Origin of the sequence: Cohnella faecalis (assembly GCF_003570905.1) — a bacterium.
In the GTDB taxonomy this organism is placed as follows: Bacteria; Bacillota; Bacilli; order Paenibacillales; family Paenibacillaceae; genus Cohnella; species Cohnella faecalis.
Genome location: NZ_QXJM01000036.1, coordinates 24,444 through 39,926 on the forward strand (window position 1 = coordinate 24,444; position 15,483 = coordinate 39,926).

Here is a 15,483-nt window from a genome sequence, read left to right on the forward strand (position 1 = left end):
GTGTAATAGCGGGCTATGGCGGGAGGCGATCGGGTGGCGACGAAGCCATTGGCATTGCAGCGGGGGGACGTCATCGGCATCGTCACGCTGGGCAGTCCGCTGGAGGCTGCCGTGATCGACGCCCGAATCGACGTCTTGCGGCGAACGGGACTCGGGGTCGTCCTCGGCCGTCATGTCTATGATGCGACCGGCTTCCTGGCCGGACCCGCCGCGGGGCGCGCCGAGGATTTGATGACGATGTTCGCCGATCCGCGCGTCAAAATGATTTTGCCGACCCGGGGCGGAGTCGGCGTCGAGGGCATTCTTCCTTATCTCGATTTTGCCTATATCGCGAACCATCCGAAAATCGTATCCGGCTACAGCGATATTACGGCGCTGCTTAACGCGCTGTACCAGCAAGCCGACCTGATCTCTCTGCACAGCCTGCTGCTGATCGACTTCAAGAGCGAGACTCCGGCTTACAATTTCGAACAATTTTTTACCGCGACCTCTTCCATAGAAGCGCCAAGGCCGATTTTGAACCCGCCGGGAAAGCCCATGACGGGCAAAGTGCCCGGAATCGCAACGGGGCCGATCGTAGGGGGCAATCTGACCTCCTTCGTCGGCATGCTCGGCACCCCTTTCGAAATCGATACACGCGGGAAAATCGTGCTCATCGAGGAAACTCACGAGCCCGTTAATACGGTGTATCGATACCTCGAACAGCTTCGGCTGGCGGGCAAATTGAACGACTGCTCCGGAATTCTGATCGGAGAGTGCACAGGCTGCGTCGAAGCCTACGGCGTAACGTACGAAGAGCTGATCGACAATTATCTCGTGCCTCTCGGCAAGCCGCTCATCTCCAATCTTGCTTCCGGCCACGGCGTTTATAAGGCTGCGATTCCTATTGGAGCGAATGCCGTTATGGATGGGGCGGAGGGGACGATTGCGCTGCTTGAACCGGCGGTTCGTTATCCGGGCATGGTCTGAGGTAATCTTCGAAAATGACGCAGTTATAAGATAAAAAAGAGGCAGATCGCTCGGTTGCGGTCTGCTTCGTTTTGATTTTCGTTCATCTTGTGTTCAAATAGAGGATATATACTTTTATTCGCGGCGGTAAGAGGGAGCCTCGTCTAGCGGCCTCTTCCCCAACAAAGGAGAACCCGATGAACCTGATGAGTACGCATCCGATCGAGCAAATCAAACGGTTTAAGAACGATATTACGCGGTTTATGATGATGTACAAGTTCGCGCTGGATCAATTGGAGACGAAGATCGAAATTCTCAAGGAAGAGTTCCAGTACTTGCACGACTACAATCCGATCGAGCATACGAAATCCCGGCTCAAATCGCCGGAAAGCATCATGAACAAGATTGGCCGCAAAGGCTGCGACTTCACATTCCCGAGCATCAAGGCGCACATCAAGGACATTGCAGGCTTGCGGATCACTTGCTCGTTTATTTCGGATATTTACCGTATTTTCGATATGCTTCGCAATCAGCGCGATTTGACAATTGTCGAGGTTAAGGACTATATCGAGAACCCGAAGCCTAACGGCTATCAGAGCTTCCATATGATCGTCGAAATCCCGGTGTATATGTCCGACAGGCAAGAAGCAGTATGCGTGGAAATTCAAATTCGGACGATTGCGATGGATTTCTGGGCAAGTCTCGAGCACAAGATTTTTTATAAATATAACGAAGCGGTGCCTGCAAGGCTGTTGCGGGAGCTGAAGGAAGCGGCGGATTCCGCGACGGCGCTGGACCGGAAGATGGAGCGTCTTCACAAGGAAATCGAGTCGATCAAGGAAGAGCAGGCGGAGGACGAGGTGGAAAGCTTCCGTCGTTTCATTATCGACAATCAGCAGTTTTCGATTCCCGGCGCTCTGCTCGAAATGCTCGGCGACGGACTTGAAACGGCCAGAATAGAAGAAGCGGCGTACGAAGAAGCTGCGGATGGAGCGGATGCGTCGGCGAATGTAGTAGCTGCGGCTGAGGCGAATATAGAGGCTGTGGACGAAGCGGCGGTTGCGGCGAATATAGAGGCTGCGGCCGAAGCGGCGTATCGAAAAAAATAAGACGAATAAGTCGCTCTATTCTCGGCGGAATCGATTCTGAGGCGGGGATAAGACGAAGATTTCACTTTATTGCGCCCGATTGCTTCATTTTTTCACCAATAGGGGATAATAACGACAAAAAATCGTCTTATTCCGTTCTCGCTACCCTCAGGGGACCGGAATAAGACGAATATATCGTTCTATTTACGGCATAACAATTGCCGCCCGCTTCTTGTTATCCTCGTACGAATCGTCCCGGGACGCAAGCTTTCTCATACCCCTCTGTTAGCTCACCCTATGTCGCACCAAGCTCCGTAACACCATCAAGTGACGTAACACCATCAAGCGACGTAACACCACCAAGCGCCGTAACACCAACAAGAGCCTTCACACCGACAGCGCGGCTTCCGTTGTTTCGAGCTGCCGCGTCCGTTCCGCTTTGAGCAAATATTTCCGTCCCCTCCATCTCTGGAGGACGAGGAAGCCGCGAACGAGCTCGTCCGCAATCATGCAGCAGTAAATGCCGATCAAACCCCAGCCCGCGTGTATGCCGAGCCAGTAAGAGCAGCCGGTTGCGATAATGGACATGGAGAAGATCGCAATATACATGGTAAACCGGGTGTCCCCGACCGCGTTGAGAGCGTCGCCGAGCGCCATATTGAGCATCTTGGCCGGCTGGAGCAGCAGGTTGAGCGCCAGAAGCGACACTCCCATGGAGACGATAGCCGGGTCGGAAGTGAAAAAGCCGAGAAGCTGTTTGCCGACAGCGAACAAGAGCAAGGCGTTGCCCGTCACGACCGCAAGTCCGATGTAAAGAGCGCGGAACGCGCCGGAGTAAGCTTCCTTCGTTCTTGCCGCTCCGAACAGGTGGGCGGTCCGGATCTGGCAGGCCAGCGCGAAGGCGTAGCCCAGCATAAAGCAGAACGATTCCAGCGTGTTCATATACGTTCGGGCGGCCAGCTCCTGTGCTCCAAGCATGGCGAGGAACGCGTAAATCGCCAGTTGAGAAAATACCCAGCCGGACATATTGACGCCGAGAGGCCAGCCAATTTGAAAAATTTCCGAGAACAGCTTTCGGTCGAAGACCCGGAAATCGGCGAGCCTGATCGGGCGATCGAACGAATACAGAAATACGTAGAGCAGCACGGCAGCGGCGATTAGACGGCTTATATTACCCGACACGGTAACCCCGAACAGTCCCCACTCGGGAAATCCGAACGCTCCGAAAATAAGCAAATAATTCAACGCGATATGAAGCGCGTTCATCCCGATGCCGGTAAACATCGGGGCTTTCGTGTTGCCCGTGTTGCGTACAGCCGTGCCGAGCGCAGCGATCATGGCGGTGAGGAACAGCCCTCCGCCGATGTTGGAGACGTAGACGTTCCATAGCGGAAGCAGCTCGTCCGACAGATTCAGCAATCGCCCGAAGAAGGCAGGCTGCGCGGCTAACAGAACGCTGATCGCTGCTCCGATCGCGGTGCTCGCGGTCACGCCCATAATGCCGATCGTACGGGCGTCTTCTCCGCGTTTGGAGCCGAGCTTCTGCGCGATCAGAATGCCCGCGCCTCCGGCAATTGTCATGAACAGCGTCGTCAGCGCTCCGAACAGCTGACCCGCCAGTCCGACGACGCCGACGGCATCGTCGGAAATCCGACTGACCATAATCGTATCGACTGTACCGAGCAGCGTCTGCAAAAAAACTTCGATAAAGATCGGCCAAGCTAACGTCCACAAGCCGTATTTATCTTTGCTTGAATCAAGCGATTTCATATTTCCAACTCCGATATGTTCATGGTGTAAAGGTTTGAGTCATCGGTTTAGACTTCTAACGCAAAACAAATTATAGTGGGAATAAGGATGGACGTGTGTCAGTATTCCAACCGGAATTTTCATTTTTCAAACTTCGATGGGAGGTGACGGGGATGGAGCTGCTGGAATTTACCGTACCTCCGCTTCTTCATTACATTGCAAGCGGATACACGGAATTTGCTGTCGGGGATCGTCATATGGCTAGGCGCAACATTAGGGTGTTCGATTTACTGGTCGTGCGCCGAGGGTGTCTCTATATCGGGGAGGAAGATCGAAAATACGAGGTTTCGGCGGGAAGCGCGCTTCTTCTTCGTCCGGACTGTCACCACTACGGAACGGAAGACTGCAAGGAGAAAACAGAATACTATTGGCTGCATTTTCATACGACCGGAAGCTGGACGGCTGCGAGCGAAGACTCCGCCAGACATGAGCCCGAGCCATACGAAGAAGGGACCGACTCTCATGTTTTCGACATCCGCCCGTTTACGGTGGCGCTTCCCCAATACGTCAAGCTCCTGCAGATCGGCAAGCTGGAGGAGCTTCTGGAGCAGATCGCCGCGCTTGGGCCGGAAGGCCATAGGAGCGCATCCCGGTTCAAGCAGCAAATTTTGTTTCAGGAAGCGGTTCGACAGCTTTCAGCCAGCGTCGTAACGGAACGTTCCACTCCTTCAACCGTATGCGCCGAACAAGCCGCCGCCTATTTGCGCAGCCGGTATCGGGAAGAGATTACCGCGCGGGAGATGGGCGAGAGCCTCAATTTTCACCCGGTATACATCGCCCGCTGCATGAACAAGGAGTACGGATGCTCGCCGATGGAATATTTGCTGCGATACCGAATCGAGCAGAGCAAGCTGCTGCTGATGCAGACGGATTACACGGTCGCTCGCATCGCCGAGGAGGTCGGCTTCAGCCAAGCCGCTTATTTCAGCTCATGCTTCCATAAGACGGAGGGAATCTCTCCGCGCCAATACCGGCAGCGTTTCTCGTAGCCGTATACTTGGAGCCGGGGCGGAAGCCAGAGCGAGATAGGAGACCGTTTCTTATAAAACGGAGCTGTGACGGAACTGGGGGCGGGATGCAGAGTCGAGGTTATGCGAAAGCGAGCTGTTTCGCCGTCAGGTAAAATCCCCCCGACAGGTTCCTTAGGCGAACCTTGCAAAAATCGCGCGAAGCAGCGGAGGCACCGCAAAAAAAATAAAAAACGTCCGAAACAGCTGATAGCAAGTGACGGTAATAACGTCTGCGCCGAGTGCGTGGGCGATGATGCCCATCTGATCCAGCCCGCCGGGAGCCAGACTTAGCAGGGCGGTCGTCGCGGACACGGCATGCAGCTTGGAGAGCAGGAAGCTGAATCCGCAGGCGCCTAGCACAAGAACGATTCCGCTGCCGATCGCCGTCACGGCCAGCCGGGTTTTATTCTTCACCTTCTCCGGCTTTAACAGCAGCCCGACATAACAGCCGATCATCAATTGAGACGCCGCCATAACGACCGAAGGGAGAGGCTGCCCTTGCACCCCGAGATATGCAGAACCGCGGCCGCTATCATCGGTCCCAATAGGAAGGCGGTCGGGAATCTTATTTTTTGGCCGATTAACGCGCAGCCGGTGCAGACGACGGCGTATACCGCGATTTCGGGAAAAAGCGCGCTTGAGGCGCTCGAAACCGTATCGACAGCCGACGCGCCGATTCCGGCCCCGGCCTCTGCGACGCTCCCGAACAGCGGGCCGAACGCGAGAATCGGAATGAAGACGACGATCATCATAAGCCTCGTCACCTGCAAAAAAGTGACGATCGTAACGTCGATGCCTTTCGTTTCCTCGGCTAACGAGACGATTTGGGTTAATCCGCCGGGAATGCAGCCGGTCAGCACGGTCGGAAACGGAATATCCGTCAGACGGGCTGCCAAGATTGCGATAAGGAGACACAGGAGCAGCAAGAGCAGCGTCATTAGCGCCATTGCGGGCAGCTGTCGGCCGATTTCCTTCAGCGTTTCCAACGTAAACGAGATGCCGATCGAATAACCGACGATAATGAGTCCGGCGTTGCGAACCGATCCCGGCCAGAACATTGGAATGGATTTGATTCCTTTGGATACGGCCAGCGTGCCGAGCATCGGTCCAAGCAGCCAGGGGATCGGCATATGAATGAGGTCGAACAGCAGGCCGGAGACGATGGCGACGAATAAGGTCCAGGTCGTTCGGGCCTGCCTGCTTGCGAAAATCTTGTTCATAACAAGCTTAGAACCGCCTTTCGTCAGCGATAAAGCGTCAGTCTTCCGACCGTTGCGACGCCAATTCCGCTATACGCTCGTTCGGATTGAGGGTGTAGACGCCTCCATGGTAGCAAATAACCGTACGGATATCGTACTTGGAAAACTTGCCAAGCGAACGAATCGCCAGCGGCATATCCGGGGTGAAGTCCGGATTCGGTCCGCGCAGCTCCCCCTCGTGGACGGTCATGGCGTCGCCCGCGATTAACGTTTGGCTCGCCGCGTGGTACAAGCTGATATGACCGGGGTGTGACCCGGAGTATGAATAACGGTTAATCCGCCTCCGAAGGGCAAGGTTTCCCCGTCCGACAGCAAGCGATCCACGTTCGGAGGAGAGGCAGCCGAGAAAATCATTTCGAACTGGCGCCGCTGCTCCTCCGGCAGCTGTCCGAGGATCGAAGCTAATCGTTCGGCCGGTACTTTGAGGAACGGCTCGTTCCCATCGATGACGGGCTTGTCCGCTTCGTGCGCATACACGTCGACCGGCAGCCCGTATACCGTCAAAAAAGAAGGCAAGCTGCCGATATGATCGATGTCCTGATGAGTCAGAATGATGGAGCTTGGTCCGTCTGCAGCAATTCCGGCTTGCCGGATCAGTCCCATAACGTCTTCGTATTGGCCGGGAAGCCCCGTATCAACGAGAACTACGGAATCGGAGTCGTGCACGACCGTCAAGTTAAGCAATCCGCCGAAGGGCCGCTTCAGCTCCAGCACTTCGATATTTTCCGCGATTTTCGCCATGTATTCCACTCCTTCATAATCTTATTTTCGAAAAACCAGTTCACAACCGTCGCTCCTTACGATACGCCTGCGGCGACAGGTTCGTCAATTTTTCGTCTTCGTTCTTGGCCACGAACGGAGCATGGCTGTCGTAATCGGGGCCATGCTTTTTTTTGCGCGAATACTTTCAGAAAATTTTCAGCTACTTCTCATATCAGGTTCAGATTCGCAAGTCACAATGGACACAGCGATAGAGATAGGGAGTGGTTCGATGAAATTGCTTGCGAAATACAAGCTGGATATTCCGTTGACGTTCATCGCATTGCTGGCGGCATTCTTGAACGGCTACGATATTTGGACGGACAAATACGTTAATACTTACTACACGACGGCGGTCGCGGCCATGATGCAGAGCTGGCACAACTTCTTTTTTGCTTCGCTTGACTCCGCCGGTTCGGTGACGGTCGACAAGCCGCCCGTGACGTTCTGGATTCAGACGCTGAGCGCGGACTTGTTCGGGCTTCACGGCTGGAGCGTTATTTTGCCTCAAGCGCTGGCTGGCGTCGGGTCCGTGCTGCTCGTCTACAAGCTCGTCAAGCCGACCTTCGGGCTCGCGGCGGCCCGGATCGGCGCTCTGGCAATGGCGTGCACTCCGATCGCGGCGGCGGTGAGCCGTACGAATAACATCGACAGCATGCTCGTGTTCGCGCTGCTGGTCGGAGTCGCCTTGCTGTTTCGCGGAGTGCGCAAAGGAAGCATATGGAGCGTGTTGGGCGCGTTCGCGATGGTAGGCGTCGGATTCAATATGAAGATGCTTCAAGCGTTCATGGTGCTGCCGGCGTTCTATCTGTTCTACCTGCTGGCCGCCAAGTGGGGATGGAAAAAGAAAACGGGTATTCTGGCTGGAGCTACGGCGGTACTGCTAGTGGTGTCTTTGTCGTGGGCGGTCGTCGTCGATTCGATTCCGGCGGATAAGCGGCCTTACATCGGCAGCAGCGGAACGAACTCGGTGTTGAATCTCGCGTTCGGCTATAACGGCGTATCGCGGCTGACGGGAGACCGCTCGACGGGCGGAGGCGGAGCTCGCGACGGCGGGTTCTCCGGCGCTCCGGGAGGGTTCATGGGTCAAGTCGGGCAGGGCGGACAATACGGCATGGACGGGCAAGCCGATGGAGGGGGACAGCCTTCCGGCGCAGTTCAAAGTGACGGGCGGCAACCCGATGATGGCGGAGGCACGAACGATAACGGCGGCAACGTCGGCACTCCCGGCAGCGACGGCAACGCAGCGGCTGCGCCGGACGGTAATTTCCGTCAAGACGGCAACGGAGGCCGTGGCAATGGCGGCTTTGACGGGGAGGTCCGAACGGCGGCTTCGGAGGAGACGGCAACGGAGGCGGTGGTCCGAACGGCGGCAGAAGCGGGGGCATGTTCGGCACGGGAACGAAGGGCCCGCTTCGCTTGTTCCAGTCGAGCTTATCCGATCAAGCGAGCTGGCTCATACCGTTCGCGCTTATCGGAGCGGTCGGGCTGCTGGCAGGCTTGCGCCGGAGGAACTGGACCGCCAAGCAGCGGGAAACGCTGTTCTGGCTCGCTTGGCTGCTTCCGGTAATGGGCTTCTTCAGCATCGCGGGCTTTTTCCATCAGTATTACCTGATTATGCTCGCGCCTCCGATCGCGGCTTTGGCGGGCGCCGGGTTCTCGGAGATGTGGCAAGCGTACCGCGACCGAACGGGCTGGACGTCTTGGCTGCTTCCCGCGGCCGTACTCGTCACGACGACGTTCCAATGGTATATCATGCATCCCTACGACGGAACGATTGGCGGCGGTTGGTCCAAAGGCGTCGCTCTTGCCGGATTGATCGTATCGGCTGCACTGATCGCTTGGCGCTCGATGGGAAAATCGGGCAAGCTCGTTCGCATTTTCGCTGTTGGAGGCGTGCTGGTCCTTCTTATTGGTCCCGCTTATTGGGCGACGACTCCGATCGCTTACGGCATCAGCAGCATGACGCCGATTGTCGGGCCAGGCTCATCGGATGACAGAGGCGGGGGCGGTATGCCGGGCGGTTTCGCAATGGGCCGCGGACAAGGACAAGGACAAGGACCCGGCTCAAGCTCGGGAATAGACGAAGCGCTTTGGACATATCTGAAGCAGAACAATACAGGCGAACGTTATTTGGTTGCCGCAACCGATTATGGAACGGCGGCGCCTTATATGATCGACAAAGGCGAGCAGGTCGTCATTTTGAACGGCTTCAACAGCTCCGATCAAGTTTATACGACCGCGTCTCTCGAAGCTTTGGTGGCGCGGGGCGAAGTGAAGTATTTCCTGCTATCGAGCGGCGGCATGGGCGGCGGGCGCGGCGGCGGAAATTCCGAGCTCACGCAATGGATTCAGGAGCACGGAACCGCCGTCTCCTCTTCGGAATGGCAGACGAACGGAACGGCCGACGACGGCAATAGCGGCGGCTTCGGCGGACGCGCGACGCTGTATGAAGTGAGTTTGCAGCAAGGGGGTTAAGACATGAATGAGAACGAAATCCGCTATTCCGTTATTATCCCGATGTACAACGAGGAGGAAGTCATCGAAGAAACGTACAGGCGGCTGAAGAGCGTCATGAGCCGAACGGGCGAGACGTACGAGCTTCTGTTCGTCAACGACGGCAGCCGCGACCGGTGCGCCGATATCGTTCGCCAATACGGCGAATGGGACGAGTCGGTGAAGCTGATCGATTTTTCCCGCAATTTCGGGCATCAGATCGCGATTACGGCGGGAATGGACTACGCTTCGGGCGACGCCGTTATTATTATCGATGCGGATCTGCAGGACCCGCCCGAGCTGATATTGTCCATGATAGAGCTCTGGAAAGATGGCTTCGAGGTCGTCTACGCCAAGCGAGTGAAGCGCAACGGGGAAACGCGGTTCAAAAAATGGTCGGCCAGTCTCTTCTATCGCGTGCTGCGGGCATCCACCGATGTTGCGATTCCTGTCGATACGGGCGATTTTCGCCTCATGGACCGCAAAGTATGCGACCAGATGAAGCGGCTGCCGGAAAATAACCGGTTCGTCCGCGGGCTAGTCAGCTGGGTCGGCTTCCGACAGACGGCAGTCGAGTACGAGCGCGACGAGCGGCTGGCGGGGGAGACGAAATATCCGCTGAAGAGGATGATCAAGCTGTGTCTGGACGGAATCATGTCATTCTCCTACAAGCCGCTAAAGCTGGCGGGCTATGCGGGCGCTCTTCTATCCGGAGCGGGATTTTTGTACCTTCTGTACGTGCTGTACTTGGCGTTGTTCACCGACGCAACTAATAAAGGGTGGCCTTCTCTCATTGCGATTATGCTCATTTTCAACGGGTTCGTGCTTCTCATGCTGGGCATCATGGGTGAATACATCGGCCGAATTTACGACGAGACGAAAGGGCGTCCGCTGTATATCGTGAGAAATTTCACCGGGGGCGCGCCGGGCGCCATGAAGGAGTGAACCGTCATGAAAATAAGAAAAGCCGTCATTCCGGCAGCCGGCCTCGGCACGCGGTTTCTTCCCGCGACCAAAGCGCAGCCGAAGGAAATGCTGCCGATCGTCGACAAGCCGGCGATTCAATATATCGTAGAAGAGGCGGTCGCCTCCGGCGCTCGAAAAGCTGGAGAAGGGAGCGGGCGGCGAATATCAACTGACCGACGCGCTGCACGCGCTATGCGGTACGGAGGGGCTACTTGCGCTTGAGCTGGAAGGCCGCAGGTACGACATTGGCGACCGCCTCGGTTATTTGAAGGCCGTACTGGAAATCGGGTTGAGGCGAGAAGACTTGAGGCCCGAGCTTCTTCCGTATTTGCGGGAGCTGGCATCCAGAGGCATTCCCTCTTAGAGGATAAGATTGGCTTACATCCGCCCGGCAGCGCTTGCTGCCGGGTTTCGCTTGCATTGACAGAGGCAACCCGGCGTTTTAGAGTAGAAGGCATCATCGATGCATGCAAGGAGGCGCAGGATTGTCGATCGAGCAATGGATAGCGAAGACGCGCAAGGTTGTCGGAATCGGCCCCAATTTCAAAGCGTTTCGCGCGGAAAAGGGATTGGCGGATTCGACGGATTCGACGCTGTTTCTGAAGTCGCCGGAAAGCTTGGTCACAGGCGAACGCATTGAATTGCCGACCAGGCTGACGGAATTCATTTGCGAGGTGGAGATGGCGGTCATCATTGGCAAGGAAGCCGCGAATTTGACCGAGGAGCAGGCGTTGGACGTCGTTGCCGGCTACGCGCTGGCCAATGATATGACTGCCAGCGCTCATTTTCACGATGGGCGGTTCAAGCTGTTCGATCGAACGACGCCGATAGGCCCGTTCGTGTCCGGCATCGATCCGATGGATGTGACGCTGGAAATGCGGGTAAACGGCGAGCTCGTCCAACGCGATCACACGTCCCGGATGCTTTTTTCCGTGCCATGGCAGATTGCGCACATATCGAGCATGATGACGCTGCGCGAAGGCGATGTCCTACTGACGGGAACGCCGGCCAACCCGAGGCCGTGCAACGACGGGGACGTCATCGAGCTGTCGAGTCCCGAACTGGGCTATTACAAGCACATCATACACAGAAGGTAGCTTAGGAGGCGATGCGCATGAAGCTGTCCGTTTGCGTGGATGCGGTCTATCGGGGCAAGGATTTCACCGAAAGCGTCAAGGACGTCAAGTCGGCCGGATACGACACGATTGAATTTTGGACGTGGTGGGACAAGGATCTGGACATGGTGAGGCGCGCGGTAGAGGAAGCAGGCGTAAAAGTTGCGACGTTCTGCACCAAATTCGTCAGTCTGGTCGATCCTCTTAAACGAGGAGAGTACATCCATGGGCTGGAGGAATCGATTGCGGCGGCGAAGCAATTGAAATGCGGAAGCTTGATATCCCAGGTCGGACAAGCGCTCGCGGGCGTGTCCAATGACGAGCAGCGGCAATCCATCGTCGACGGATTGAAGGCGTGCGCGCCGATACTTGAACGGGAAAATGTCACTTTGCTCGTCGAGCCGCTCAATACGAAAGTCAATCACAATGGCTATTATTTGTCCTCCTCCGCGGAAGCATTCGAGATTGTTCGTCAGGTCGGAAGTCCCCGGGTGAAGGTGCTTTACGACATTTACCATCAGCAGATAACCGAGGGTAATCTGATTGCTGCGATTGTTGAGAACATCGGCTATATCGGGCATTTCCACGCCGCGGGCAATCCGGGCCGGCACGAGCTGGACGTCGGTGAGCTGAATTACGAGTACATCTTTAAGGCCATTAAGGAGACGGGCTTCAACGGCTATGTGGGCCTTGAATATTTTCCGTTAGACGAGCCGTCCGCTGGATTGCGGAAGCTGCGGTTATAAGCGTAAATGTACCGTGTGTCTGGGTCGGATATTACCCGCGGCTCAACCGGGGAAAGGGCCGCGCGGCTATCGGAATCGAAGTAATCGGCTTGCGCATGCGAGAAAAATGAACGGAATATGAATAATGCCGCCTTTCGGAGCGAATCCTGCCGGAAGGCGGCTTTTTGTTCGCGAAGCAGCAACCCGCTGCCGAGCCTTTCTACAGATGAGAGCGGGGGTACCGATGAAACAAAAACGGCAAATCCGAATAATCGCGTTAGTCTGCTGCATTTTCGCCGTTCAAAGCACTCTGTTCGAAGCCGTTGCGCATTCCCCCGAGTACGAAGCCGTTGCGCCCCCCTCCGAATCGAACAAATACGTTCTCTCGCTAGCGCACCGCGGAGCTTCGGGCTTCGCTCCGGAAAACACGCTGTCGGCATTCGATCTGGCCGTCAGGCTTAAGGCGGATTATTTGGAGCTGGACGTTCAGATGAGCAAGGACGGGCATTTGGTAGTTATTCACGACACGATGGTGAACCGAACGACGGACGGAGAAGGAAAGGTGAAAAACCTGACGTTCGACCAGCTCCGCAGCTTGGATGCGGGGATGTGGTTCGATCCGTTTTTTGCGGGCGAGCGCATTCCGGCCTTTGGCGAAATACTCGATCGCTACCGCGGCCGAATCGGTATGGTGATCGAAATCAAGCAGCCGGAGCTGTATCCGGGAATCGAAGAAAAAATAGCGGGCGAGCTCGCCGCTCGAGGAATGCACGCTCCGGACGGCGACAGCGTCATCGTGCAGTCGTTCGATCTGCGGGCGCTTCGACATTTTCACACTTTGCTTCCGTTTGTTCCCCTCGGCCTCCTCATCTCCCGAGCTTCCGATTCGACCGATAGAAGGCTCGACGAGTTCGCGAAGCTGGTTCGATTCGTAAATCCCGTTCGAAATCTGGTTAACGAAAGCCTGATTGATAGAATCCACGCCAGAGGAATGAGCGCCTTCGTATGGCCGATTCGCAAGCGCAAGTACGTAAATGGACTTATAGCCGACGGGGTGGACGGCCTCATTACCGACTATCCGGACGTTGTGACATCGGCGCGCAACGGATGGAGATGACCCCGCAGACATTCCGATGATAGATTTTATAATCGGTTAATCAAATCTACTATTTTCGATGACACTGCCCGCCTAATATGAGCACAGATACATATTATGTGGAGGTGCTCGATTCAGTATGAAAATGAATGCGGTCAAAGTTACGCTAGGAGTACTGCTCGCTTCCGGAGCCATCGTCAGCGCAACGGGGTTGCCGACGTATCCGCAAACAGCGAACGCCGCCGAGCAGGCGGCCGCAACGGCGGTCGCGAAGCCATCCGTCTATATCGCTCCGATCGACAGAGCGAAATTCCTGGCGGGCAGCAAGTTCGATTTCCGCGTGGAGCTGAACGACTTGACGGGAGATCCCGGCAACGTTGCCATTACGGTTAACGGCAAGGAAGCTTCGGCGTTTTTTGGCAAAGCATTCGAAAAGACGAGCACCGCCAAATCCCGCGAATTCACGATTCGGGACGTCACGATTGGCAAAGCCGGCACTTACACCGTCTCCGTCAAAGCAGGCTCCCTATCGAAATCGGTCAAATACGAAGCCGTAACCGCCGACGTTGCCGGCAAAAAAGCGAAAAACGTCATTCTTTTCATCGGCGACGGCATGGGCATTTCCAGCGTTACGATGGCCCGGATCATGTCCAAGGGGCTGACGGAAGGCAAATACAACGACTTGCTTCAGATGGACAAGTTCGATCAGCGCGCGATTGTGACGACGTCGGGCATGGACTCCCTCGTAACCGACTCGGCGAACAGCGCCAGCGCTTATAACACCGGACACAAATCGGCCGTTAACGGTCTGGGCATCTATCCGGACAATACGGAAAGCTCTCTGGACGACCCTAAAGTCGAGACGCTGGCCGAAATGCTGAAGCGCACGCGCGGCATGTCCGTCGGCGTCGTTACGACTTCGGAAATCGAGGATGCGACTCCCGCAGCCGTCGTCTCCCATACCCGCCGCCGCTCCGACAAGCCGGAAATCGCGGAAATGCTGTTGAAGCTCCAACCGGAAGTTGTGCTCGGCGGCGGCTCGGCCTACTTCCTGCCCAAATCGGTAGCTGGTTCCAAGCGCAAAGACGAGAAGGATTTGATCGCCGATTTCGAAAAGTCGGGCTACACGTTCGCGGAGAACGCTACTCAGCTGAAGGCCGCCAAATCGCCGTCCAAGCTGCTCGGTTTGTTCCATACGGGCGATATGAACGTCTATTACGACCGTTCCACGAACAATAAGGAAGCTCTCAAATCGTTCACCGATCAGCCGAACCTGTGGGACATGACGCAAAAAGCGATCGACGTGCTCAGCAAGAACGAGAACGGCTTCTTCCTGATGGTAGAGGGCGCCAGCGTCGACAAGCAGCTTCACGCAATGGATTGGGAGCGTTCGGCCTATGACGAGATCGAGCTGGACAAAGCGATTGGCGTCGCGAGAAAGTTCGCGGAACAGAACGGCGACACGCTCATCGTAGCCACGGCCGATCACAACCATTCCGCCAGCATTGCAGGCACCTATTGGGAAGGCGACGGCAAATCCGGCCGCGAAGCGATCCGTACGTACGAGGCCGCCAAATTCCCGACCTACACGGATGCGAACAAAGACGGCTTCCCGGACAGCCCGAACCCGGATCGCAAGCTTGCGGTCGTATTCGGCGCAACGCCCGACTACTACGAGGATTACAAATTCAATGCTATTCCGCAAGCTCCGGCCGTGAACTCGGACGGCAAGTACGTGGCTAACCCGGCCACTCTCGCGAATCCGGACGATCCAAACAAGGACCGATTCCTTCATACCGGGACACTCGATCCAAAAGTGGATTCGACGGAGGTCCATACGGCCGACGACGTTCCTCTGATGGCTTACGGGCCGGGAGCTAGCTATTTCAAAGGGACGCTGGACAATACCGAAGTATTCTTCGGCATCGTGAACTCGCTCGGCTTGAGTCTCACCGGCGCGAAGCCGGACGGGAAAACATGGGTATCGTTGACCGAGTTCCTGAACGTAATCGGCGGCAGCGCGAAATATGACAGCGCGAAAAACACCACGACCGTAAAAGCGAACGGCAGCACCCTGGTGCTGAATCTGGCTAAGCGTACGGCTACGAAGAACGGTAAAGCCGTCGCTCTTGAATTCAAAATCAGCCAGGGCAAAACGGTCGTGACGAGCAACTCCTTGCTGGCCGCGCTCGCTAAGTAAACCAAATTCATA

At 56.1% G+C, this 15,483-nt stretch carries 10 protein-coding genes and 4 pseudogenes; 10 read left to right on the top strand and 4 right to left on the bottom strand.

Annotation, left to right across the window (positions count from 1 at the left end; genetic code table 11):
- The first annotated feature begins 33 nt into the window (after positions 1-33).
- Positions 34-969, top strand: a complete 936-nt coding sequence (locus D3H35_RS10895) for a S66 peptidase family protein (RefSeq protein ID WP_119149248.1) — start codon at positions 34-36, stop codon at positions 967-969.
- A gap of 185 nt (positions 970-1,154) precedes the next feature.
- A pseudogene (locus tag D3H35_RS10900) lies at positions 1,155-1,886 on the top strand (GTP pyrophosphokinase); the annotation flags it as partial.
- 537 nt (positions 1,887-2,423) lie between these two features.
- Here the strand turns inward: D3H35_RS10900 and D3H35_RS10905 are convergent.
- Entirely contained in the window at positions 2,424-3,806 is a 1,383-nt protein-coding gene (locus tag D3H35_RS10905; protein WP_119149250.1) for an MATE family efflux transporter, read from the bottom strand.
- Between the two features lie 152 nt (positions 3,807-3,958).
- Here D3H35_RS10905 and D3H35_RS10910 point away from each other — a divergent pair, with 152 nt between their 5' ends.
- The gene (locus D3H35_RS10910) at positions 3,959-4,834 is read left to right on the top strand and encodes an AraC family transcriptional regulator (RefSeq protein WP_119149252.1); all 876 of its coding nucleotides are present in this window, start codon (positions 3,959-3,961) and stop codon (positions 4,832-4,834) included.
- A gap of 153 nt (positions 4,835-4,987) precedes the next feature.
- On the opposite strand, the pseudogene D3H35_RS10915 reads toward D3H35_RS10910, so the two are convergent.
- The 3 genes and pseudogenes from D3H35_RS10915 to D3H35_RS10920 all read right to left on the bottom strand — a co-directional run bounded on the left by D3H35_RS10915 (position 4,988) and on the right by D3H35_RS10920 (position 6,855).
- Positions 4,988-6,075, bottom strand: a pseudogene (locus D3H35_RS10915) (AbrB family transcriptional regulator).
- A 37-nt stretch (positions 6,076-6,112) separates the two neighbouring features.
- Positions 6,113-6,304: an MBL fold metallo-hydrolase gene (locus D3H35_RS32260; protein WP_233567864.1), complete on the bottom strand. Its 192-nt coding sequence runs from the start codon at positions 6,302-6,304 to the stop codon at positions 6,113-6,115.
- Between the two features lie 14 nt (positions 6,305-6,318).
- The gene (locus D3H35_RS10920; RefSeq protein WP_233567865.1) at positions 6,319-6,855 is read right to left on the bottom strand and encodes an MBL fold metallo-hydrolase; all 537 of its coding nucleotides are present in this window, start codon (positions 6,853-6,855) and stop codon (positions 6,319-6,321) included.
- 250 nt (positions 6,856-7,105) lie between these two features.
- Here D3H35_RS10920 and D3H35_RS34775 point away from each other — a divergent pair.
- From D3H35_RS34775 to D3H35_RS10955, 7 genes and pseudogenes are all read left to right on the top strand, one after another.
- Positions 7,106-9,351: pseudogene (locus D3H35_RS34775) on the top strand (glycosyltransferase family 39 protein).
- A gap of 3 nt (positions 9,352-9,354) precedes the next feature.
- The gene (locus tag D3H35_RS10930; RefSeq protein WP_119149254.1) at positions 9,355-10,314 is read left to right on the top strand and encodes a glycosyltransferase family 2 protein; all 960 of its coding nucleotides are present in this window, start codon (positions 9,355-9,357) and stop codon (positions 10,312-10,314) included.
- A 6-nt stretch (positions 10,315-10,320) separates the two neighbouring features.
- Positions 10,321-10,464: pseudogene (locus D3H35_RS34780) on the top strand (sugar phosphate nucleotidyltransferase); the annotation flags it as partial.
- Between the two features lie 356 nt (positions 10,465-10,820).
- Positions 10,821-11,432, top strand: coding sequence for a fumarylacetoacetate hydrolase family protein (locus tag D3H35_RS10940; RefSeq protein ID WP_233567866.1), 612 nt, complete (start codon positions 10,821-10,823; stop codon positions 11,430-11,432).
- Positions 11,433-11,449: 17 nt separating this feature from the next.
- Complete coding sequence (locus D3H35_RS10945; protein ID WP_119149257.1) at positions 11,450-12,196, top strand: hydroxypyruvate isomerase family protein; 747 nt, start codon at positions 11,450-11,452, stop codon at positions 12,194-12,196.
- Between the two features lie 223 nt (positions 12,197-12,419).
- On the top strand, positions 12,420-13,292 hold the full coding sequence (locus D3H35_RS10950) for a glycerophosphodiester phosphodiesterase (RefSeq protein WP_158594067.1): 873 nt from the start codon (positions 12,420-12,422) through the stop codon (positions 13,290-13,292).
- Between the two features lie 118 nt (positions 13,293-13,410).
- Positions 13,411-15,471, top strand: coding sequence for an alkaline phosphatase (locus D3H35_RS10955; RefSeq protein ID WP_233567867.1), 2,061 nt, complete (start codon positions 13,411-13,413; stop codon positions 15,469-15,471).
- Positions 15,472-15,483 lie beyond the last annotated feature (12 nt).

Excerpts from the sequence above, each read along its gene's own strand:
- D3H35_RS32260 (WP_233567864.1), bottom strand. The coding sequence starts at position 6,304 with ATGACCGTCCACGAGGGGGAGCTGCGCGGACCGAATCCGGACTTCACC.
- D3H35_RS10910 (WP_119149252.1), top strand. The coding sequence starts at position 3,959 with ATGGAGCTGCTGGAATTTACCGTACCTCCGCTTCTTCATTACATTGCA.
- D3H35_RS10920 (WP_233567865.1), bottom strand. The coding sequence starts at position 6,855 with ATGGCGAAAATCGCGGAAAATATCGAAGTGCTGGAGCTGAAGCGGCCC.
- D3H35_RS10905 (WP_119149250.1), bottom strand. The coding sequence starts at position 3,806 with ATGAAATCGCTTGATTCAAGCAAAGATAAATACGGCTTGTGGACGTTA.
- D3H35_RS10955 (WP_233567867.1), top strand. The coding sequence starts at position 13,411 with ATGAAAATGAATGCGGTCAAAGTTACGCTAGGAGTACTGCTCGCTTCC.
- D3H35_RS10950 (WP_158594067.1), top strand. The coding sequence starts at position 12,420 with ATGAAACAAAAACGGCAAATCCGAATAATCGCGTTAGTCTGCTGCATT.
- D3H35_RS10930 (WP_119149254.1), top strand. The coding sequence starts at position 9,355 with ATGAATGAGAACGAAATCCGCTATTCCGTTATTATCCCGATGTACAAC.
- D3H35_RS10945 (WP_119149257.1), top strand. The coding sequence starts at position 11,450 with ATGAAGCTGTCCGTTTGCGTGGATGCGGTCTATCGGGGCAAGGATTTC.